General features: G+C 68.0%; 19 protein-coding genes and 1 tRNA gene. 5 read left to right on the forward strand and 15 right to left on the reverse strand.

Annotation, left to right across the window (positions count from 1 at the left end; all coding sequences use genetic code 11):
- Positions 1–99 precede the first annotated feature (99 nt).
- Complete coding sequence (locus tag C3L37_RS10205; protein ID WP_129114499.1) at positions 100–1,104, forward strand: PrsW family intramembrane metalloprotease; 1,005 nt, start codon at positions 100–102, stop codon at positions 1,102–1,104.
- 18 nt (positions 1,105–1,122) lie between these two features.
- On the opposite strand, the gene C3L37_RS10210 is transcribed toward C3L37_RS10205, so the two are convergent.
- The 3 genes from C3L37_RS10210 to C3L37_RS10220 all read right to left on the reverse strand — a co-directional run bounded on the left by C3L37_RS10210 (position 1,123) and on the right by C3L37_RS10220 (position 5,089).
- Entirely contained in the window at positions 1,123–2,064 is a 942-nt protein-coding gene (locus C3L37_RS10210; protein WP_129114500.1) for a homoserine dehydrogenase, read from the reverse strand.
- Positions 2,061–2,654 (reverse strand): amino acid-binding protein, encoded by a 594-nt coding sequence (locus C3L37_RS10215; protein ID WP_129114501.1) that lies wholly within the window; start codon positions 2,652–2,654, stop codon positions 2,061–2,063. Before C3L37_RS10215 ends, C3L37_RS10210 begins: the two co-directional genes overlap by 4 nt.
- A gap of 248 nt (positions 2,655–2,902) precedes the next feature.
- Positions 2,903–5,089 carry an elongation factor EF-2 gene (locus C3L37_RS10220; protein ID WP_129114502.1) on the reverse strand — a complete coding sequence of 729 codons (2,187 nt, stop codon included), beginning with the start codon at positions 5,087–5,089 and terminating at the stop codon, positions 2,903–2,905.
- Positions 5,090–5,243: 154 nt separating this feature from the next.
- Here C3L37_RS10220 and C3L37_RS10225 point away from each other — a divergent pair, with 154 nt between their 5' ends.
- Entirely contained in the window at positions 5,244–6,002 is a 759-nt protein-coding gene (locus C3L37_RS10225) for a DUF5781 family protein (protein ID WP_129114503.1), read from the forward strand.
- Between the two features lie 163 nt (positions 6,003–6,165).
- Here the strand turns inward: C3L37_RS10225 and C3L37_RS10230 are convergent, their stop codons facing one another.
- The 8 genes from C3L37_RS10230 to C3L37_RS10265 form a co-directional block, all read right to left on the reverse strand.
- On the reverse strand, positions 6,166–6,780 hold the full coding sequence (locus C3L37_RS10230) for a 30S ribosomal protein S7 (RefSeq protein ID WP_129114504.1): 615 nt from the start codon (positions 6,778–6,780) through the stop codon (positions 6,166–6,168).
- 2 nt (positions 6,781–6,782) lie between these two features.
- Entirely contained in the window at positions 6,783–7,211 is a 429-nt protein-coding gene (locus C3L37_RS10235; RefSeq protein WP_089693839.1) for a 30S ribosomal protein S12, read from the reverse strand.
- A 215-nt stretch (positions 7,212–7,426) separates the two neighbouring features.
- The gene (locus C3L37_RS10240; RefSeq protein ID WP_129114505.1) at positions 7,427–7,846 is read right to left on the reverse strand and encodes a NusA-like transcription termination signal-binding factor; all 420 of its coding nucleotides are present in this window, start codon (positions 7,844–7,846) and stop codon (positions 7,427–7,429) included.
- Between the two features lie 15 nt (positions 7,847–7,861).
- Positions 7,862–9,118, reverse strand: coding sequence for a DNA-directed RNA polymerase subunit A'' (rpoA2, locus tag C3L37_RS10245; protein WP_129114506.1), 1,257 nt, complete (start codon positions 9,116–9,118; stop codon positions 7,862–7,864).
- Complete coding sequence (locus tag C3L37_RS10250) at positions 9,111–12,035, reverse strand: DNA-directed RNA polymerase subunit A' (protein WP_129114507.1); 2,925 nt, start codon at positions 12,033–12,035, stop codon at positions 9,111–9,113. The genes rpoA2 and C3L37_RS10250 overlap by 8 nt, the downstream gene beginning before the upstream one ends.
- 18 nt (positions 12,036–12,053) lie before the next feature.
- Positions 12,054–13,880, reverse strand: coding sequence for a DNA-directed RNA polymerase subunit B (rpoB, locus tag C3L37_RS10255; RefSeq protein WP_129114508.1), 1,827 nt, complete (start codon positions 13,878–13,880; stop codon positions 12,054–12,056).
- 6 nt (positions 13,881–13,886) lie between these two features.
- A complete protein-coding gene (locus tag C3L37_RS10260) occupies positions 13,887–15,458 on the reverse strand; it encodes a DNA-directed RNA polymerase subunit B'' (RefSeq protein WP_129114509.1) in 1,572 nt (523 codons plus the stop codon).
- Positions 15,458–15,691 carry a DNA-directed RNA polymerase subunit H gene (locus C3L37_RS10265; RefSeq protein ID WP_129114510.1) on the reverse strand — a complete coding sequence of 78 codons (234 nt, stop codon included), beginning with the start codon at positions 15,689–15,691 and terminating at the stop codon, positions 15,458–15,460. The genes C3L37_RS10260 and C3L37_RS10265 overlap by 1 nt, the downstream gene beginning before the upstream one ends.
- Positions 15,692–15,956: 265 nt before the next feature.
- On the opposite strand from C3L37_RS10265, the gene C3L37_RS10270 reads away from it, so the two are divergent.
- Positions 15,957–16,029, forward strand: a tRNA-Asp gene (locus C3L37_RS10270).
- A 207-nt stretch (positions 16,030–16,236) separates the two neighbouring features.
- Here C3L37_RS10270 and C3L37_RS10275 read toward each other — a convergent pair.
- Positions 16,237–16,584, reverse strand: a complete 348-nt coding sequence (locus C3L37_RS10275; protein WP_129114511.1) for a transcriptional regulator — start codon at positions 16,582–16,584, stop codon at positions 16,237–16,239.
- Between the two features lie 147 nt (positions 16,585–16,731).
- Between C3L37_RS10275 and C3L37_RS10280 the strand changes: the two genes are divergently transcribed.
- Positions 16,732–17,001: a HalOD1 output domain-containing protein gene (locus C3L37_RS10280; protein ID WP_164974731.1), complete on the forward strand. Its 270-nt coding sequence runs from the start codon at positions 16,732–16,734 to the stop codon at positions 16,999–17,001.
- On the opposite strand, the gene C3L37_RS10285 is transcribed toward C3L37_RS10280, so the two are convergent.
- Positions 16,986–17,999, reverse strand: coding sequence for an ATP-binding protein (locus tag C3L37_RS10285; RefSeq protein WP_129114649.1), 1,014 nt, complete (start codon positions 17,997–17,999; stop codon positions 16,986–16,988). The two genes, C3L37_RS10280 and C3L37_RS10285, sit on opposite strands and share 16 nt — an antisense overlap.
- Before the next feature lie 208 nt (positions 18,000–18,207).
- Here C3L37_RS10285 and C3L37_RS10290 point away from each other — a divergent pair, with 208 nt between their 5' ends.
- On the forward strand, positions 18,208–18,651 hold the full coding sequence (locus C3L37_RS10290; RefSeq protein ID WP_129114512.1) for a DUF7382 domain-containing protein: 444 nt from the start codon (positions 18,208–18,210) through the stop codon (positions 18,649–18,651).
- Between the two features lie 6 nt (positions 18,652–18,657).
- On the opposite strand, the gene C3L37_RS10295 is transcribed toward C3L37_RS10290, so the two are convergent.
- Together C3L37_RS10295 and C3L37_RS10300 are read right to left on the reverse strand one after the other, a co-directional pair.
- A complete protein-coding gene (locus C3L37_RS10295; protein ID WP_129114513.1) occupies positions 18,658–19,431 on the reverse strand; it encodes a protein-L-isoaspartate O-methyltransferase family protein in 774 nt (257 codons plus the stop codon).
- A gap of 96 nt (positions 19,432–19,527) precedes the next feature.
- A complete protein-coding gene (locus C3L37_RS10300; RefSeq protein WP_129114514.1) occupies positions 19,528–20,160 on the reverse strand; it encodes a protein-L-isoaspartate(D-aspartate) O-methyltransferase in 633 nt (210 codons plus the stop codon).
- Between the last annotated feature and the right edge of the window lie 51 nt (positions 20,161–20,211).

Genomic DNA, 20,211 nt, shown 5'->3' on the forward strand with positions numbered 1-20,211 from the left:
ACGGCTCCGTGAACCCCTCGGAGAGTCACGGATTTCGACGTCGACGAGCGGTCCGCCGCGGTCCGTGTCGTTATATCCCTCCGGCAAGACGTACCCCGTATGCAACGGCGACGCGATCCGGTCGAGGAGGCCTCGGAGGGGTCTGTCGACCTGTACGACATCTCGACCTGGGAGGAGCGAACCTCCCTCGACGGCCTGTCGGTCGCGATCTACCGCTTTCTCGTCGCGTCGACGCGCGTCGGCGTCGTGCTCCTCGCCCTGCTCATCCTGATCGGCATCGGCGGGTTGAGCGCGCTGACCGACCCCCAGACCGGCGCGCTCACGATCCTGTCCGTGCTGCCCGCGCTCGGCCTCGCGGCGTACGTCTGGCACAGCGACGTGACGACGAACGAGCCGCTGTCGCTGCTCGTGGCGACGTTCCTCCTCGGGGTGCTGACGGCCGGATTCGCTGCCGTGCTCAACGGTCTGCTCCAGCCGGGATTCCGCTCGCTCGGCGTGATCGGCACCGTGATCTTCTTTTACGTCGTCGTCGGCCCGGGCGAGGAGACGGTGAAGCTGCTCGCGGTCCGCCTGTACGCCTTCCGGAGCGACCGCTTCGACGCGGTCGTCGACGGCGCGGTGTACGGCGCGATGGCCGGTCTCGGTTTCGCGACCATCGAGAACGCCCTCTACATCACGCGGAACATCGGCGGGATGAACCTCGACTTCGGCCTCGAACTCATCGGGGCCGGCGGGGGGATCACGGCGGTCCGCGCGCTCGCCGGCCCGGGCCACGTCATCTACTCGGCGTTCGCCGGCTACTACCTCGGGCTGGCGAAGTTCAACGAGGACGACGCCGGTCCCATCGTGATAAAGGGCCTCCTCATCGCCGCGTTCATCCACGCGACGTACAACACGACCGTCGGGCTCGGCACCGGCCTGCTCGTCGTCTTCGTCGGGCTGCCCCAGCTCGCGGCGTACCTCACGTACGTCGTCCTCTACGACGGCCTCTTCGGCTTCCTGCTCCTCCGGAAGATCCACCGGTACACGACGGCCTACCGGGCCGCCAACGCCGACGACCGCGACCTCGACGCGGTCGCGTCCGACGGAAGCGAGTTCGAGTGACCCGGCTCGCGTCCGCGCTCACCGCAGGCGGCTCACGTCCGACAGCACCGCGGTCGCCGTCTCCGGGCCGCCCGCGCCGCGGCCGCTGATGTTCAGGCTGCCGGCGTTCTCGGTTTCGAGCTGCACGATGTTTCGCGTCCCCGTGACGGCGAGCGTGCCGTTCTGGGGGACGAGCCGGGGACCGACCCGAACGCGGTCCGGCGACGCCTCGCCGATGAGCCTGACCGTCTGGCCGTCCTCGGCGGCGAGTTCGAGCGCGCTCCCGGGGATGTCGCGGATGCCGGTCACCTCGGCGTCCTCGAGGGCGTAGCCCCCGTCGCCGAGGACGTTCGCGAGGATGACGCACTTCAGCGCGGCGTCGGTCCCGTCCACGTCGAACGTGGGGTCCGCCTCGGCGACGCCGAGGTCCTGCGCCTCCGCGAGGACGTGCTCATACCCGAGCCCCTCCGCGGCCATCCGCGAGAGGATGAAGTTCGCCGTGCCGTTGAGGACGCCCCGGGCGGCGGCGATGTGCGCGGGACCGAAATCCCTGATCGTCGAAAGGACCGGGATCGCCCCGCCGACGGTCGCCTCGAACAGCACCGACCCGGCGCTGTCGCGTTCGAGCGCCCGGAGGTCGTCGTACCGTTCCGCGACCGGTCCCTTGTTCGCCAGCACGACGTGTCGATCCGCTTCGAGCGCCGCCCGGACGTGCGAGAAGCCCGGCTCGGCGTCGCCGAGCGTCGTCGGCGTCGCCTCGACCAGCGCGTCGTACGACGCCGCCAGCGCGTCGCCGGGTGCCGCGTCGCCGACGCTCCCCTCGCGCTCTTTTCTGTCGAGGACGGCCGCCGGGTCGACCCCCTCGGGATCGACCGCCGCGCTCGTCGAGTCGGCGACGGCGGTCACGACGTGGCCGTACTCGCTCGCGAGTTCGACGACCGACCGGCCGACCGCGCCCGCGCCGAACACCGCGAGCCTCACGCCGACCCCTCCGTGAGCGGTTCGATCACGTGCAGGTCCTTCTCCCCGGCCACCTCGCGAACCGTCGCGAGCGCCGTCTCGGTCCTGCCGGAGCGGGCCGCGAGGCGGAGCCGCGCGCTCGACGCGTCGTCGGTCCCGCGCGGCGCGGACAGCGAGAAGTCGACGACGGAGGCGTCCGTGCAGCGTTCGACCCGACGGAGCGTGTCCGACAGGTCCGAGTCGATGAGGTGGCCCGTCAGAAGGATCGTGATCTCCTCGCCGTACCGCTCCGCGCCGGCCTGAATGACGTTCACGCCGCGGTCGCGCAGCGCGTCGACGATGGCGTCGAAGCGCTCCGGCGGGCATTCGAGATCCACCTCGACGGGGATCCGCCCGCGCGGCGTGAGGTTGCCGCGCTCGTGGAAGATCGAGAGGAGGTTCCCCCCGTTCTCGGCGATCGGCCCGAGCGTGGCGAGCAGTTGGCCGGGCTCGTCGATCAGTTCGAGCCTGATCGTGTGCGCCTGCGATCGCTCGCCGCCGTCCGTCTCCGCCTCTCCGTACGTCGCCTCGGGCTCCCCGCGGTCCGTCGAGGCCTCGTCGGTCCCGTTCATCGGCTCACCCCCGGGGCACGCGCCGCCCCTGTCGTCGTCGCGGAGCGACCGTGCCGTAGCTCCGTGTCGACGCAACTCGGGATCTGCGTACCCGTCGCCATACTACGCTTCTCTCGTCGCGCCCGCTATAAGCCTTCGTCGATAGCAAGACTGGCCGGATGCGCGCCGCGAGCCGCTTCGCATCGACGCCGACGCGCCGGTCGCTCGCAGACGACGAAAAGAAAACCGGCGGTTCGTCTCGGGCCGACTCAGATGTAGTCGATCGACGCCGGGAGTTCGAGCTTCATGCCCTTGCGCTCGCGGATCTCCATGATCGTCTCGCGCTGGAGGTTGTCCGCCATGACGCGGAAGCCGGCGTTCTCCGTGTTCCAGGAGGCGCGCCCCTCGGTCGCGGAGCGGATGTCGCTCGCGAACCCGATCATCTCGTCGACGGGCGCGACGCCCTCGACGACCATGAGGTCGCCCTCCTGGTACATGTCGTCGACGCGGCCGCGGCGGCCCTGGATCTCGCCGGAGGCGGCACCCATGTGCTCCGACGGCACGTCGATGCGAACGTTCTGGATCGGTTCGAGGAGCCGAACGTGCGCGTCGATGAGCGACCGGTGGACGGCCTCGCGGACGGCGGGGATGACCTGCGCCGGACCGCGGTGGATCGTGTCCTCGTGGAGCCGCGCGTCGTGGAGGCGGATGAGCGCGCCCTGCACCGGCTCGGCGGCGAGCGGACCGTCGTCGAGCGCCTCCTCCAGCCCCTCGATGACGAGCTCCATCGTCTCGTTGAGGTGCTGGATACCTTTCGTGTCGTCGATGAGGATGTTCGTGCCGTGGATGTGCTCGACGTTCTGGGAGGTGTCCTTGTCCATGCCGGCTTCCTGGAGCGCTTCGCGGCGCTCCAGCTCCGGCACGTCCATCGAAACCTCGCCCAGCTTGATCGCCTCGACGATCTCCTCTGACATCGGTTCCGCGGTGAGGTAAAAGCGGTTGTGCCGGTTCGGCGACCGCCCCTCGACCTGATCGGAGGCCCGGGTCGGCGCCTCGCGGTAGACGACGATCGGCTCCCCGGTCGTCACCGGGATGCCCCGCTTGCGCTCGATGCGCTGGGTGATGACTTCGAGGTGGAGTTCACCCTGTCCGGAGATGAGGTGCTCGCCGGTGTCCTCGTTGATCTCGATCTTGATCGTCGGGTCCTCCTTGGACACCTGCTGGAGCGTCTCGATGAGCTTCGGCAGGTCGTCCATGTTCTTCGCCTCGACGGACTTCGTGATGACGGGCTCGGAGATGTGCTCGATCGACTCGAACGGCGTCATCTCGACCGACGAGGCCGTCGATCCGGCGATGGCGTCCCGCAGGCCCGTGACGGAGGCGATGTTCCCGGCGGGGACGTGCTCGACCTCCTCGCGCTCGCCGCCCATGAAGATCCCGACGGACTGGATCCGGTTCGTCCCGGCGGTGCCCGAGACGTAGAGGTCCTGCCCGCGTTCTATCGTCCCGGAGAACAGCCGCCCGGTGGCGATCTCCCCCGCGTGGGGGTCCATCGAGATGTCCGTCACCATGAAGACGACCTCGCCCTCGTCGTCGACCTCGCGCATCTGCCGGGCGATTTCGCTTTCGTCGTCGCCGCGCCAGACGGTCGGGATGCGTTCGGGCTGCGCCTCGATGGGGTTCGGGAAGTGCTCCGCGACCATGTCGAGCACGACGTCCGAGAGCGGCGACTGGTCCCTGAGCGCCTCGACGTTTTCGTTCTGGTTGTACTCGATGATGTCGCCGAAGTCGATGCCTGTCTCCTGCATCGACGGCAGGCTCACGGCCCAGTTGTACAGCGCGGAGCCGAAGGCGACGGTGCCGTCCTGGACGGAGACCTTCCAGTTGTCCTCCTCGTACTTCTCCTCGGCCATGCCGCGGATCAGCTCGTTCACGTCGGCGATGACCGCCTGGAGGCGCTCTTGCATCTCCTGGGGGCCCTCCTGCAACTCGTTGATGAGGCGGTCGACCTTGTTGATGAAGAGCGCCGGCTTGACGCCCTCGCGGAGCGCCTGTCGGACGACCGTCTCGGTCTGGGGCATCGTCCCCTCGACGGCGTCGACGACCACGAGCGCCCCGTCGACGGCGCGCATCGCGCGCGTCACGTCGCCCCCGAAGTCGACGTGGCCGGGCGTGTCGATGAGGTTGATGAGGTGGTTCGTGTCGTTCCACTCGTGGGTCATCGAGACGTTCGCCGCGTCGATGGTGATCCCGCGCTCCTGTTCGTCCTCCTCCGTGTCCATCGCCAGCTGCTGGCCGGCGAGGTCCTTCGAGATCATCCCCGCCCCGGCGAGCAGGTTGTCCGTGAGCGTCGTCTTCCCGTGATCGATGTGAGCGGCGATGGCGATGTTCCGGATGTTCTCCGGCTTGTCCATCAGTCGTTCACATTCCTGTACGATCTTCTTTCGTCGGCCCATTATACTGGCTCCTACCGGTAGGAGGGTGAAAAGGGTAGTGTTTCGGCCGGGCGGGCGCGCGGCGGGCCGTCTCCTGACCGTGCGTAACTTTAACACGAGCCGATCTGTCTCCGGCACAAGAGTCATACCCGTCCGGTCCGTGGTACTATCACGCATGGACCTTCGCGTGCAGGGGCCCGCCGCCCCCGATCCGTTTTTGAGCGCGGCGGATCTGTTCGAGACGGAGTACGACCTGGAGTGGCCGGTCCGCGTCTACGTCCGCACCGACCCGGACGAGCGGACGTGGGCCGCCCACTACGCCGACCACCACGTGTTGAACATCTCCAGGCAGGCGGCGACGAGCGCGATGGCCCGCGAGCTCGCCCTCCACGAGCTCTCGCACATGGCCCGCAGCGAGGAGGCGCACCCGTCGCACACGCAGTCGACCGAGGAGGCGCTCTACCTCGCGCTCACGGGTCGCTCCGTCGAGCGCCGGAAGCTCGTCCACTGCTATCAGATCGCGAACCACATGAAGGACATCTACGCCGACGACATCACCCTCTCCGTCGCCCCGGCCGACAAGCTCGTCTACTTCCTCGAATCGCAGCTCGCCGCGGCGCTGGCGGATCGCCCGACGCCGCCGCCGCGGCCCGATTCGCGGCGGCTGACCACCGCGGCCGACCCCGAGATCACCGCCGTCAACGCCGCCTTCGCGCTCGCGCTCGTCGAGCGCCACGGCCTCGTCGACGGGAACCACCGACTGTACGACCTCGCGCACGCGGCGGCGGACGACGCGCCCACCGTCCCCTTCGACTCGTTCAAGCGTCGCTTCCGCTCGCTCGTCGACGATCCGACGGAGAGCGACTACCGGAAGGCGCTTGTCGACGTCACCCGGGCGTACGCGGTCGGCACCGGCGAACCGGCCGCCGACTGATCGATCGAATCTCCGTCCGACGATTCGTCACCCGTCGTGGACCCACGCGGACGCTGAAGCGCGCGACGACCGTCGTCGCCGGATCGACGAGCGCGCGCTCGCGCCGTCGGACGTTCGGGAAACGACGAGAGAGGAGAGCAGAGGAGAGGAGAGAACGGATCGCTCAGCGAGCGGCGGCCGCGACGCGCTCTTTTTCTTCTTTCTGCGAGATGGCGTACGTCTGCACGTCGTAGTTCGACGCCCCGACGAGCTGCTGGGCGAGCGCCTCCGCCGCGCTCGTCTTCGACTTGTGTGAGGCGTTGTACGCGCCGTCGGCGAGGAACTTCAGCGCCTGATCGACGCGGCGCTGGGGCGCGACGTCGACCGCCTTGGGGACGGAGATGCCGCCGTACTTCAGGCGGACCGTCTCCTCGCGGGGGGCGGCGTTCTCGACCGCGCGGATGAGCACCTGAACCGGGTTCTCGTCGGTTCGCTCCTCGACGAGTTCGAAGGCGTCGCGGACGATGTTGAGCGCCTTCTGCTTGTGGCCCGTGTTGTCCTCCGACTGCATCAGGCGGTTGACGAGCCGCTCGACGACGCTGATCTCGCTCTTCTGGAACTGCTTTCCGGCGTGGCGGCCCATCGTGTGGGCGACGGGCGTCACGGAGAGGTAGCGCTGGGTGCTCGGGTCGCGGTACTCCATCTCGCTCACGTCCCAGACGCCGAACAGCAGCGCGTTCGGGGACGTCTCCTCGCTCTCGGCCGGCGCGTCGGACTCGGGTGTTTCGCTCTCCGACATGGTTATCGAACCGGCTTCTCCGCGTTACCGCGCACCAGTTCGATCATCGACACGCCGTTGACCTTCTCGACTTTGTAGTTGACGCCGGAGAGGTCGCCCATCGCGCGGCCCTTCGCGCCGCCGATGCCGGCGATCGTGACCTCGTCGTGCTCGTCGATGAAGGAGATCGCGCCGTCGCCGGGGCAGAAGGCCGTGACCTGCTTGCCGTTTTTGATCAGCTGGACGCGGACGCACTTGCGGATCGCGGAGTTCGGTTGCTTCGCCTCGATGCCGACCTTCTCGAGGACGATGCCGCGGGCCTGCGGCGCGCCTTCGAGCGGGTCGGACTTCTTTCGGAGCCCGCGCTCCCGTCGTGCGTACTTCGAGTCGGACCACCGGTGGCTCTGGCGGTCCTGTTTGAGTTTGCGGGCCGCGTACTTGCCGTTCGCCATAGTGACGAAAGCTTCCCGACGGAGCTACTTAAGCCTCCCTTTTCGGATCCGGCGAAACGCCCGCAGGTTCGGTTAGCGGGGTGTAAGAAGGAATCTGAGGCGGTTTCGGCACCGAACGAACGGCGCTCAGGGCGGGAGAGCGGACGAGCGGCGTGCAGAATTCGTCGCTCCGTCCGAAAGCGCCGGCTCCATTTCGACGCGCGACGGCCGGACCGTCACGTCAACTGGACGTCGTCGATGTCGTGGTGCCGGCGCGCCAGCGCCCGGGCGGTTTCGATGTTGCTGCCGCCCTTGCCGATGGCGACGCCGCGGTCGGCCTCGGCGACTTCGACGTACGCCACCCGGTCGTTCTGCTCGCTCACGGTCACGTGTCGGACGGCCGCGGGCGCGAGCGCGTTCGCGACGAACGCCTCCGGCGTGTCCGCGTCCTCGACCAGTTCGACCGGACGGTCGACCTTCTCCTCGAACCGACGGACGGTCCGCCCGTCGGGACCGATCGCCCTGCCCATCTTCCCCGCGGGCACGAGCACGACGAGCCGATCCTCCTCGACGAGACAGTCCTTCGCGCTCACCGCCGCGATCTCGTCGAAGAGACCGATGTACCGCCGAGCCGCGTCCGACAGCGTGACCTTCATCCGATCACCCCCGGGTCAGTCGTCCGAGGGCTGTTCGGACGAACCGCCGTCGGACGCGCTGAACGAGCCCATCCGGAGGTCGACGTCGCCGGTGCCGATGGCGACCGGCTTGCCGACGATCACGTTCTCGATGACGCCGTCGAGGTCGTCCTCCTCGCCGTGGATCGCCGCGTCGAGCAGGTGGTTGACCGTGACCTCGAAGGCCGCGCGCGCGAGGACGGACTCCTTGCTCCCGGAGATGCCGTGCCGGCCGATGGACTCGATCGTGCCCCGGTTGGTCATGATGTCGGAGACGAGCATCAGGTGGCGGACGTTCACGTCGTCGAGCCCCTGCTCTTCGAGCGTCTCCATCGTCTCTTCGATGATCGACTCGCGGGCCGCCTCGACGCCGAGTTCGCGGTACACCTCGTGGATGTTGTTCGTCGTCGTCCTGGTGGCGTCGACGCCGTCGATGGCGAGCACGTCGCCGAAGGCGGACCCCTCGGTGTAGAGGACGAACTCCTCGTTTCCGTCGCCGAGCTTCTCCTTGCGGATGACGACGCGGGTGACGTCCTCGATCCCCTTGAAGACGATCTCGCGGAGGCGCTCGACGAGCTGCAGCAGTTCGCGGTAGCTCGGCTGCTCCGGACCGAACTCCACGACGGTGCCGCTCCGGCGCGTCGTCACGCCGAGGGCGTCCTCGATCCGTTCTGCGATCTCCGTTGCGACCTCGTCGACGGTGTCCGCGCGGGGCCACCGCTCCATCAGCGTCTCCTCGTTGAGGTCGACGCGGACGAGCATGTCCGCGACGTTCGTGCTCACGTCGCCAAGCGCGAGGATCTTCGTCGACTCGATCGCCCAGACGACCTCGTGGGCGCGCTCGCGGTCGGTCGCGTACGGAATGCCCTCGTCGTTCTGCTCCTCGCTTTCGAGGTGGACGGTCATCATCGGCGTGTCCGGCGTCTTCCGGGCGTCCACCAGTTCGATGAGCCGCGGGAGCCCCTGCGTGACGTCGATTTCTGCAACGCCAGCGTAGTGGAACGTGTTCATCGTCATCTGTGTACCTGGCTCACCGATGCTCTGGGCGCTCACCGTCCCGACGGGGTCGAGCGGATCGACCCGGGTGTCGAGGTAGCGCGCCTCGACCGCCTTCGCGATCTCGTCGGCCTGCTCGACGCTGACGCCCGCGCGGGTGTCGATCGTCTCGTACACCCGGTCTTTGAGCCGCCGCGGGAGTTGCGTGTCCTCCACGACGAGCTCGACGTCGTCGTCCACGTGCTCGTACTCAGTCATCCGATTCCACCTCCTGTCCGCGGCTGCCGACGCGCGGCTCCGCGTGCTCCGAGAGGTTCGTCGGCGGTTCCCTCGTGCCGAGGAACCGCTCTTTGTCCGCCTCGCTGTCGAACTCCGCCTCGACGATCCGATCCGCGATGCTGTCGACGTCGATGTCGTTGCCCGCGCCGGAGGAGACGCGCACCGGGCTGGTGCCGTCCTCGCCGAACTCGAACTGGACGATGGTGCCGCTGGTGTCGCGCACCGTCCCGTCGTACTGCGTCTCGAGTTCGGACAGCGCGTTGATGAGCCGGCGCTGGAGGTAGCCGGACTTGGAGGTCCGGACCGCCGTGTCGACGAGCCCCTCGCGGCCGCCCATCGCGTGGAAGAAGAACTCCCGCGGGGTCAGCCCGCCGCGGTAGGAGTTCTCCACGAAGCCGTGCGCGTCGGCGGAGAGGTCGTTCTTCTCGTAGTGGCTGAGGGTGCGGTCCTCGTACCCGCGGTTGATCCGTTCGCCCCGAACCGCCTGCTGGCCGACGCAGCCGGCCATCTGCGTCAGGTTGAGCATCGATCCGCGAGCGCCCGAGCGGGCCATGATGACCGCCGGGTTGTCGTCGCCGAAGTGGTCCTCCGCGATCTCGCCGGCGCTGTCGCGGGCCTTCCCGAGCGTCTGCATGATCTTCATCTCCAGCGTCTCGTCCACGGTCCGCCCCGGCAGCGACTCGAGTTCGCCAGCCTCGTACGTCGCGATGAGCTCCTCGATGCGCTCGTAGGCGTTTTCGATGGCCTCGTCGACCATCTCGTTCGCCTCGTCCGGAATCGACTCGTCGTCGATGCCGAGCGAGAACCCGAAGTGCATGATGGCGCGCATCGCCAGCGCGGAGATCTCGTTGATGAAGATCCGCGCGCGCGTCTCGGAGTACACCTTCGTTATGGTGTCGACGATCTCGCCGCCGAACGCGCCGACCGCGTCCTCGTCGACGGTGCCTTCGACCAGCTGTCCGTCCTCGATGACGACCGTGTCGCCGGTCGAACTCACGAATTCGAGCGAGAGGTCGTCGGGAAGGAGCTCCGAGAAGATCGTCCGGCCGGTCCAGTACGGCTCGCCGTCGTCTTGACCATCGGGCTGCGGTAGCTCGTCGACGCTCGTCGCCCGCAGCAGGTCGAGCGCCTGCGTCTCGCTGAAGCGCGGGTTCTCGTGGGTGAGGAGGTAGGTGCCCGAGATGTGGTCCTGGATCGCCCCGATGATGTTCTCGCCGAAGCGCGGGCTGAGGATCTGCTCCTGCACGCGCATGAGGACGCGCGCCTCGGCGCGGGCTTCCTCGTTCTGCAGCGCGTGCATGTTCATCTCGTCGCCGTCGAAGTCGGCGTTGTACGGCGGGCAGACGGTCGTGTTCAGCCGGAACGTCTTGTACGGCATCACCACGACCTCGTGGGCCATGATCGACATCCGGTGCAGCGACGGCTGCCGGTTGAAGATGACGATGTCGCCGTCGACGAGGTGGCGGTTGACCTCCCAGCCAAGTTCGACCTTCTCCGCGAGTTCCTCGCAGTTCTTCTCGGTCACCTTGAGTCGGCGGCCGTCGGGGCGCTTCACGTAGTTCGCGCCCGGGTGCCCCTCGGGACCGTTCGCCACGTACTGGCGGGCCTCCGCGGCGTTTCGCTCGGTGACGTTCATCGTCTGCGTCATCTCGCGCGCCACGCGCTCGGGCACGCCGACCTCGTTGAGCGACAGCGTCGGGTCGGGGCTGATGACGGTCCGCGCGGAGAAGTTCACGCGCTTGCCGGAGAGCGAGCCGCGGAAGCGACCTTCCTTCCCCTTGAGGCGCTGGCTGAGCGTCTTCAGCGGCCGGCCGGAGCGGTGCCGCGCCGGCGGCGTGCCGCTGATCTCGTTGTCGATGAACGTGGTGACGTGGTACTGGAGCAGCTCCCACAGGTCCTCGATGATGAGCTGCGGCGCGCCGGCCTCGCGGTTCTCCATGAACCGCTGGTTGATGCGGATGATGTCCACCAGCTTGTGGGTGAGATCGTCCTCCGAGCGCTGGCCGTTGTCGAGCGTGATCGACGGCCGGGCCGTCACCGGCGGCACGGGGAGGACCGTCAGGATCATCCACTCGGGGCGCGATCGCTCGGGGTCGATCCCGAGCGTCTCGATGTCCTCCTCGGGGATGTCCTCGAACCAGTCGCGGATGTCCGAGGGCATCAGCTTGTTCATGTCCTCCTCGGTCAGATCCACGTCGAGCGCCTTCTCGAGGGCCTTCCTGTCCTCCTTTCGCGGGCGGAACTCGCCCGAGAGGATCTCGTTGACCCGCTGGAGGTCGATCCCGGTCTCCTCGGCCAGCCCCTGCGGGGACGTTCCGACGTCGTCCTCGTCGTCCGGATCGGGCTGCATCGCCGACGCGATCCGCTCGGAGTAGTCGCCCGAGAGGACGTCCTGCACCTCGTAGTACGTGGTCGGCTTCTCGTGTTTGATGTCGTGCTGGCGAGCGCCGCAGTACGGACACTGGTTCGCCTTCCGCGCCTGCCGAACCGCCGCCTTCAGCACGTCGTTCGGATCCTCGCCCAGTTCCTTCGTCCGTTCGAGCCGGTCGCGGAACTCGGCCTGCTCCTCCTCCGTGAGCGCGAGCCGTCCGCACTCGCGGCACGTAGAGCGGAGCAATCGGCGGATGAGCTTCGTGAAGCCGACGTGGATGACCGGCGCGGCGAGCTCGATGTGGCCGAAGTGGCCGTTACACGACCCCGAGTGCTGCCCGCACGTGCGGCACTCCAGCCCGGGGTCGATGACGCCCAGCCGCGGGTCCATGAGCCCCATGTCGATGGGGTAGCCGTCGTCGTCGTACGTGTCCGCCGTGATGACCTTCGTCGCGGACATGTCCCGGTACGTCTCCGGGTCCATCAGCCCGAACTGGAGCCCGCCGAGTTCCTTCGGTGTTTGCATTGACATTTGTCGTACCCTCTAAACTGCGTCCTCGAGTTCCAGCCGCGGTCGGATGCCGAGCGCGATCATCTCGTCGAGCAGGAGTTTGAACGCGTAGCTGACCTCGATCTGGTGGATGTCGTCCTCGTCTTTCGTGATCGGATCGTAGATCCGGCGCTGTTCTCTGTCCTCGACGGCGACCATCCCGGTTTCCGCGCTCACGTACACGAGTTCGCGGTCCGACGAGTCCAGCAGTCGCTCCTTGAGCGCCATCGCCGCCCCGTGTCCGATGAGCACCTCGCGCTCCATCTCGCCCACGCGCAGGCCGCCCTCGCGGGCGCGCCCCTCCGTGGGCTGGCGGGTGAGCACCTGCACCGGCCCGCGCGAACGGGCGTGCAGCTTGTTGCTCACCATGTGGTACAGCTTGTGATACAGAATCACGCCCACGAAGATCTCGGCCTCGATCTTCTCGCCGGTGACGCCGGAGTACATGACCTCCTTGCCGGAGGACTTGAACCCCTTCTCCTCCAGGGACGAGCGGAGGCGCTCCTCGCTTTCGCCCTGGAACGCGGTGCCGTCGACGCGCCTCCCTTCGAGCGAGCCGACCTTGCCGCCGAGCATCTCCAGCACGTGACCGACCGTCATCCGCGACGGCAGCGCGTGCGGATTGATCACGAGGTCGGGGACGACCCCCTCGTCCGTGAAGGGCATGTCCTCCTGCGGCGCGAGGTGGCCGACGACGCCCTTTTGCCCGTGGCGCGAGGCGAACTTGTCGCCGAGTTCGGGGATGCGCTCGTCGCGCACCGACACCTTCGAGAGCTTCGAGCCGTCCTCGCCCTCCATCAGCGTGACGGTGTCGACGACGCCGTCCTCGCCGGAGCGCATCGTCACGGAGGTTTCGCGGCGCTTCTGCGGCGACAGCCCGCCCATGTCGTCCGGTTCCTCGAGGAACCGCGGCGGGCTCGTCTTCCCGAGGAGCACGGAGTTCTCGTCGACGACCGTCTCGGGGTTCACGAGGCCGTCCTCGTCGAGGTGCGTGTAGGCGTCCTCGCCGCGGGCGCCGCGTACGTCCTGCGAGGGGATCTCGAAGCGATCCTCCTGACCGCCAGGGTAGCGGCGCTCTTCGCCCTCGTAGGTCCGGAAGAAGTGCGAACGGGCGAGCGCGCGCTCTACGGACCCTTTGTTCATGACGAGCGCGTCCTCGATGTTGAACCCCTCGTAGCTCATGACGGCGACGACGAAGTTCTGCGCCGCCGGCCGCTCGTCGAAGTCGATCTGCTCCGTCGTCTGCGTCTTGACCATCGCCACCTGCGGGTAGTGCAGGAGGTGCTGGCGGGTGTCGGGGCGAATGCGGTAGTTGGCCGAGGGGATCCCGAGCGACTGCTTCATCATCCCCGCGCCCATGGTGATGCGGGGTGACGCGTTGTGTTCCGGGTAGGGGATCATCCCCGACCCGACGCTGAAGATGAGCGAGGGGTCGATCTCGAGGTGGGTGTGCTCGGGCGTGATGTCCTCCTCGTCGACGGCGACGTAGATGTCCTCTTCCTCCTCGGCGTCGATGAACTCGACGTAGCCGCGGTCGACGAGGTCCTCGAACGTCAGGTCGCCGCTTTCGACCGCCTCGATCTCCTCGTCGCCGAGGATCGATTCGCCGTTCTCCATGACGATGAGCGGGCGTCGCGCGCGCCCCGCGTCGGCGTTGACGATGACCTCGCGGGTGCGCTCTTTGACGCTCACGTTCACCATGCCGCTGACGTCGCCGCGTCGTCGCGCTTCTCGAATCTGTTCTGCGAGCTGGTGCGGGTCCGGGTGGGTCCCGACCAGGCTGCCGTTGACGTACACCTTCGCGTCTCGTGCCTGTGCCATGTGTGATCAGTCGTCCGCGGTCGTCGTCGTGCGTTCAACGCCGTCGATGCCGGGCATACCTTCGACGCCCATCGACGCCAGTTCGCGCTTCAGCGCCTGTTCGTCCTCGATGTTCTGCGACAGCTCCATCGCCTGCGCGAAGTTCTTCACCAGCCCGCAGTTCGGTCCCTCGGGAGTCTCGGAGGGGCCGATCCGACCCCACTGGGTCGCGTGCAGGTCGCGCGCCTCGAAGTGCGGCTGGCTGCGCGACAGCGGGCTGCGGAGCCGTCGCAGGTGCGACAGCACGCCCATGTAGTCGGTGCGGTCGACGAGCTGGGAGACGCCGGAGCGACCGCCCACCCAGTTCCCGGTGGCGATCGGGTGTTCGAGCCGCTCGGTCAGCACGTCGGATCGGACGACGGTGTTGACCGTGAGGTTCCGGTTGCGCATGTTCGCGCGTTCGAGCTGGTACTTCACGTCGCGCGCGAGCTTGTTCAGCGCCGTTCGGAATAGGTCCTTCATCAGGTCGCCGCTGACCTTGAGGCGCTTGTTCGCGTAGTGGTCCTTGTCGTCGGCGTCGCGCCGCCCGAGCGCGAGTTCGAAGCACGCCTCCGCCATCCGACAGAGGTAGAACGCCTTGTTGGTCCGGACCTCCTCCTCCTCTATGCCCTCCTCGTGGAGGTGCGGCAGGAGGTACCGGTCGATGACGTAGTTGGCCCGCTTGAGCTGGTAGTTCTTCCCCTGCCCGCTCGCGACGCGCTTGCCGAGCGTCTCGATGGCCTCCTCCTGCGTCTGGACCTCGGCCATCTCCAGGTTCTCGAGCATGAACTTCACGATCTCGGGGTCGTCGGAGACGCGGTGGACGATCTCCTCGTCCGACTCCAGCCCGAGCGCGCGCACGAGCGTGATGAAGTTCACGCTGCCCGACACCGACGGGAAGGACACTTCGAGGATGCCCTCGCGGTTGCGCTCACAGAGGACCAGCGCGCGGTACCCGCGGCGCTGGCTGAACGTCTTCGCGACCTGGATCTCGTCGCCGTACTTCGTGTCGTACTCGGCGAGGATCTTGTTCGGCGCGAGGTCCTCGCTCGTCATGAGCACGCGCTCGGAGCCGTTGACGATGAAGTAGCCGCCGGGGTCGACGGGGTCCTCGCCGATCTCGACGAGCTCCTGCTCGGAGAAGCCGGCGATGTTGCACTTGTCGGAGCCGACCATGATGGGCATGCGGCCGACCTTCGTCTCGGCGGAGTCGACGACGACCTCCTCTTCCTCCTCGCCGCCGCGGACGATCGACATCTCCATGAACACCGGGGCGGCGTAGGTGATGTTCCGCAGGCGCGCCTCCTGCGGGTAGAGAAGCTCCTCGCTCCCGTCGGCCTCGCGCACGCGGGGAGTCACGACGCGGACGTCGCCGAGTTCGACCCACACCGGCTCCTCGCCCTCCTTGTCGCCGATGTCGGTGTCGATGGTGCCCTTCTCGTCGACGACCTCCTGCATCCCGCGGCCGAGAAACGCGTTGAACGAGCGGAAGTGGTGTTCGGCGAGTCTGTCCTGCGAGAAGTACTCCCGGGAGATGCTGCGTCGCGCTGTTCGGTCCATCACTCGACCACCAGTCGGTACACGACTGCTCTGTCGGTCGTTCGGGAGTCTCTGACGATTTTGACGATGTCACCGGGCTCCGCGTCCGTGTCGCGGAGCGCCGGATCGCTTTTCTTTATTTTTGGCAAGTTTGTCTTACTGACGTTGTACTCTTCCAGCACCTCCTCGACGCGCGCCGGGTCGTCGAGGACCGTGTGCTCCGGAACCAGTGTGTGTTGGCTTACGTCTACCATGGATGGGTTTGCCTGTGGGGAGAAGCTGCTGTCACGAGATACTACAGCGGGCTAATGGCCCCATGCATTTAATACTTACCAAGTCGTGTGGGACGCGCCGCTATCCGACCGCCGGTCGAGCGGCGGCCGGTCGGGCTCGTGTTGTCTCCACGCAAGGTCTACCGAAGTATAGGTATTGCGGCGATTTCGTCGCGGTACCGTCGTGCACACCGACCGGAGATGGCAAACCTTATTTAACAGTCGGGGCTACGAGTGAACGCCGCAAGCCCGGGTGGTGTAGTGGCCCATCATACGACCCTGTCACGGTCGTGACGCGGGTTCAAATCCCGCCTCGGGCGTTTTCCTCGGAACCTACCACCTAGCGAGGCGTTTTATCGCCGAGCGTACTCTCGGTTCCGAGAGGAAACCGGGTCGCGGGAGTTGAATCAGGGAGGTCGCAGTCTCGCGAGCGAAGCGAGCGAGGAAGCGTCCGACCGCGGTTCAAATCCCGCCCCGGCCGTGTTTCTGCCGAAACCACCTCGTGAGCGAGGAGACTCGGCGAACACCTACTCGATCGACGGTTCGCGATACTCCGCGTACGCGGAGGTCGACCCGTCGAGCCGCTGGAGCGTCACGACGATCCGGTTCGCGCGTAATTCGATCTCGATCCGCTCGAAGTCGGGTTCGTAGACGCCGTAGTGGTGTCCTTCGCTGTCCATCTTCGTCTCCTCGCGGAGCAACCCGCGGGCGGTCATGACGCCGACCCGCCGGTAGATGGACGACTGACTGCCGTCGCAGATTCGGCTCAGATCCTTCACCGATCGACGCTTCACGCACGTCTCGACGAGAATCTGGCGGACGTAGGGATCCGCGAGCATGTCGAATACGCCGTCGGGGTCCCACTCCCGCGCCACGTTTAGCTCCCCCCTGAGCGGCTCACTGTCACGTACCTCGTACCCTTCTGATATATGAGGGTTCGCGGCGGATGAATCGAGCGGAGATTCCGGCGTCGGCCGGAATCCTGGACAACCTTTATTCATCAACTGCCGTATCATTCCACCATGCCGCCCGCGAAGTCGGACACCGAAGCACACCACTTTTCGTACGCCGAGGAGGGGGAGGTGAGCGTCGACGTCGTCACCGCGGTCGCGGAGGTGATCGGCGACGATCCACTGGAAATGAAACCGTTACGCGACGTCCTCGATCCGGACGCGCTGGACGAACTGATCCGCTCTATGGCCGACACGGAGGGAACCGTCTCGTTCGAACTGGCGGGGTGCGAAGTCTCCGTCCGCGGCGACGGCGGCATCGTCGTCTACGACGACTCCTGACGATCGCTCGCCCGCGCGCTCGATCCGCCGTGCGGCGTCTCCCGCTCGCGGATGCGCACCGCGTGAACCGTTTCGGTCGCGTCGTCGACGACGAGCGCGTCTCCGACGCGCCGGGGAAGGCGTTCCGCGATCGAGCCGTCGAAATAGACCGGCCGTGCGGTTCCGAGAGCCTCGACGTCCGCGCCGGCGGTGAGCCGGTGGACGATCACGAGGTCCGCCTGCGAGGTCGCGACGTCGGGGAGCGCGCTCGGTCGCTGCGTCGCGGCGACGAGGCTCACCCCCGGCGCGCGCCCCCGCGTGAGCACCGTCCGGAGCGCGCCGTCGGCGACGCCTCCGAAGAACGCGTGCGCCTCGTCGACGAACACCCACGGGAGCCGTTCGATCGCGTCGGCGACGCGGGCCTCGTACAACCCGCTCGCGACGGCCGCGCAGACGGCGTTCATCGCGGCGGGCGGCGCGCCGGCGAGGTCGAGCACCGTCGCCTCGGTGCCGGCGAGATCGGCGGCGCCGAGCCCGTCGGGCGCGAACGCCCCCCACGACGCCGCGAGGCGGAGGTGGTTCTCGACCACTCCCCGGGCGGTGCCGTCGGCAGCCGACTCCGCGGCGTACTCGCGCATCCCCGCGAGCGTCTCCCGTTCGGTCGCCGCCCGCCAGACGAGCGCGCCGGCGGCCCCTTCCGGATCGAGGCTGAGCAACGGCGGCCAGGCCGGCGGCGACAGCGCCGAGGCCCGAACCGTCGGCCGTTCGACGACCGTCGCCGGCACCGCGTCGCTCGCCGAATCGGCGAGACCGCGGAACGCGCCCATCGGATCGACGACGACCGGCGCGATCCCCGACGCCCGCGCCGTCGCCTCTGCGAGCACGCCCAGCGTGTGCGACTTGCCCGAGCCGCGCTTGCCGACGACGAGTCCCGCGTGCGGCCGGTCGAGGTCGATCCCGACCGCCGCCCCGTCGCTCCCGTCCCGCGCCCGGTACGTCCCCAGCCGGCCGGTCGGCAGTTCCGCTCCGAACTCGCTCTCCTTTTCTCCCCTCTCCGTTTTCTTCTCCCCTCGTCCCGTTTCCTCCTCTCTGTGCCTCGTTTCCGTCTTCCCCAGCCCCGTCTCCTCCGGCGGCCGCCCGAGTACGTGCACGCTCCGGCCTGGACGCGTGATCCGTCATAACGCTTCGCCCGTACGTTCAAGTACGAAAACGGGACCACCTCCCGCCATGTTCGATACGTTTCGCAGCGACGAACGGGCCATCGAAGGGCTGCCGATCCGTCTCGTCATCGCGCTCGTCGTCGGCGTCGCGAGCCTGAGCGTCATGATGAACATGATCACCGGACTGGAGGGCCTGTCCGTCACGGAACTCGACGCCGATCCCGAACCGGAGGTCGTCTCGCCCGGCGAGCAAACGCTCGACATCGCGGCCGTCGGCGCGGACGGCGAGCGCGTGGCCGACGCGACCGTCGTCGTGAAGAGCGGTTCGGCGCGGATCGACGGGATCGAGACGGCGACGACCGGTTCGGACGGCGTCGCGACGGTTCGCGTCGATCCCTCCCTCGGGCCGAACCAGGACGAAGGGACCCTCTCTGTCGAGATCAAGCCACCGGCCGGGAGCGAGTACGCCGATCGACGTGAGAACGCGGAGGTGCTGGTGATCCGGGAGTGAGCGCGCTCAGAGGTGGTCGTCCCAGTCGACCCAGTCGTATTCCCAGCCCGTTCGGGCGTGCCACCCCATCTCCGCGTACTCGCGGTCCTCCCGTTCGGTGCGATTCCGGGCGACGCCGTCCGCCTGCTCGCCCTCGACGAGCATCGGATCGAACGCGACCGGTCCGAACGTCTCGACCACGTCGAACGCCGGTGGTCGGTCGGAGGACGATCCGGCCGCCGTCTGCGCTTCGATGGCGACGAGTGTCTGCTTCGGGCCGCCCTTCGGCATCACGAGTCGCCCCGCGTCTGCGAGCTGGTCGAGCAGCGCGCGCGGGGGACGAACCGCGGCCGCCTCGACGAGGATGCGGTCGAACGGCGCGTACTCGGGGAGGCCGTTCGCCCCGTCCCGACGGTCGACCAGCACGGCGTCGTACCCCGCGCTTCGGAGGTTTCGCCGCGCTTCGACCACCACCCGGCGGGCGATGTCCACCGCGTGGACGTTCCGCTCTCCGGCGATTTCGGCGAGTACGGCCGACGTGTAGCCGACGCCCGCGCCGACGACGAGCACCTGCTCGCCCGGCTCGGCGGCGAGCGCGTCGAGGAGACGAGCGACCGTGACTGGTGCGAGGACGCGCGTGCCGGCGTGCTCGTCGTCGCGGTTGTCGTAGGCGCGATCGTCGACGAACTCGTGTCGCGGGACGGTGCGCATCGCGACGTCGACGCGCTCGTCGAGCCGACGACCCCCGAACGCGCGTTCGAGGCCGTCGACCATGTCCTCGCGAAGCACCGCGGGGTCCATGTTTCGGGGTCTGTGCCCGACCGTAATCAACTGTGTGCTTGGAACTGCCCGTCGCCGTCTTCCGCTCCCCGTTCTCCCGCCTCCGACCAGAGCGCGTCAGTCGTCGCGTCGCATGGGGACGAACCGAACGTCGCCGTGCGTTTCGCGCTCGACGCCCCCGTCGGCGCGGCGACGGAGTCGGACGAGCCGCTGCCGGCTTCGCCCGACCGGTCCGACGAGCGTCCCGCCGGGGCGGAGCTGCTCGACGAGGGGGTCGGGTATCTCGGGCGGAGCGCAGGTCAGGTACGCCGCGTCGAACGGCGCGCGCTCGACCCACCCCTCGTGGCCGTCGCCGACGCGGATCGAGACGTCGTATCCGAGGTCGCCGAGTCGGTCCCGCGCGTCCGCGGCCAGCTTCGGGTCGTACTCGACGCTGAAGAGGTTATCGTCGCCGACGATCTCGGCCGTCACGGCCGCGTGGTAGCCGCACCCCGTGCCGATCTCCAGCACTCGCTCCCCGGGGTCGGGGGCGAGCAAGTCGGTCATCATTCCGACCATGTGGGGCGCGCTGATCGTCTGACCCCCGCCGATGGGGAGCGGTCGGTCCCTGTACGCGGTCTCGCGCCCCTCCGAGGGGACGAACTCGTGTCGCGGGACCGCTCGGAGGGCCGCGGTCGTCGCGTCTCGCTCGACGACGCCCCGCTCTCGGAGGCGGTCGATCAGTCGGTCGCGCGCGGTCTCGAAGTCCATGGATGGGTCGGATCGCCCGGGTTCCACCGGGATCGGATCGCTTCGGTCACC

Source organism: Halegenticoccus tardaugens, assembly GCF_004116405.1.
Classification (GTDB): Archaea; Halobacteriota; Halobacteria; order Halobacteriales; family Haloferacaceae; genus Halegenticoccus; species Halegenticoccus tardaugens.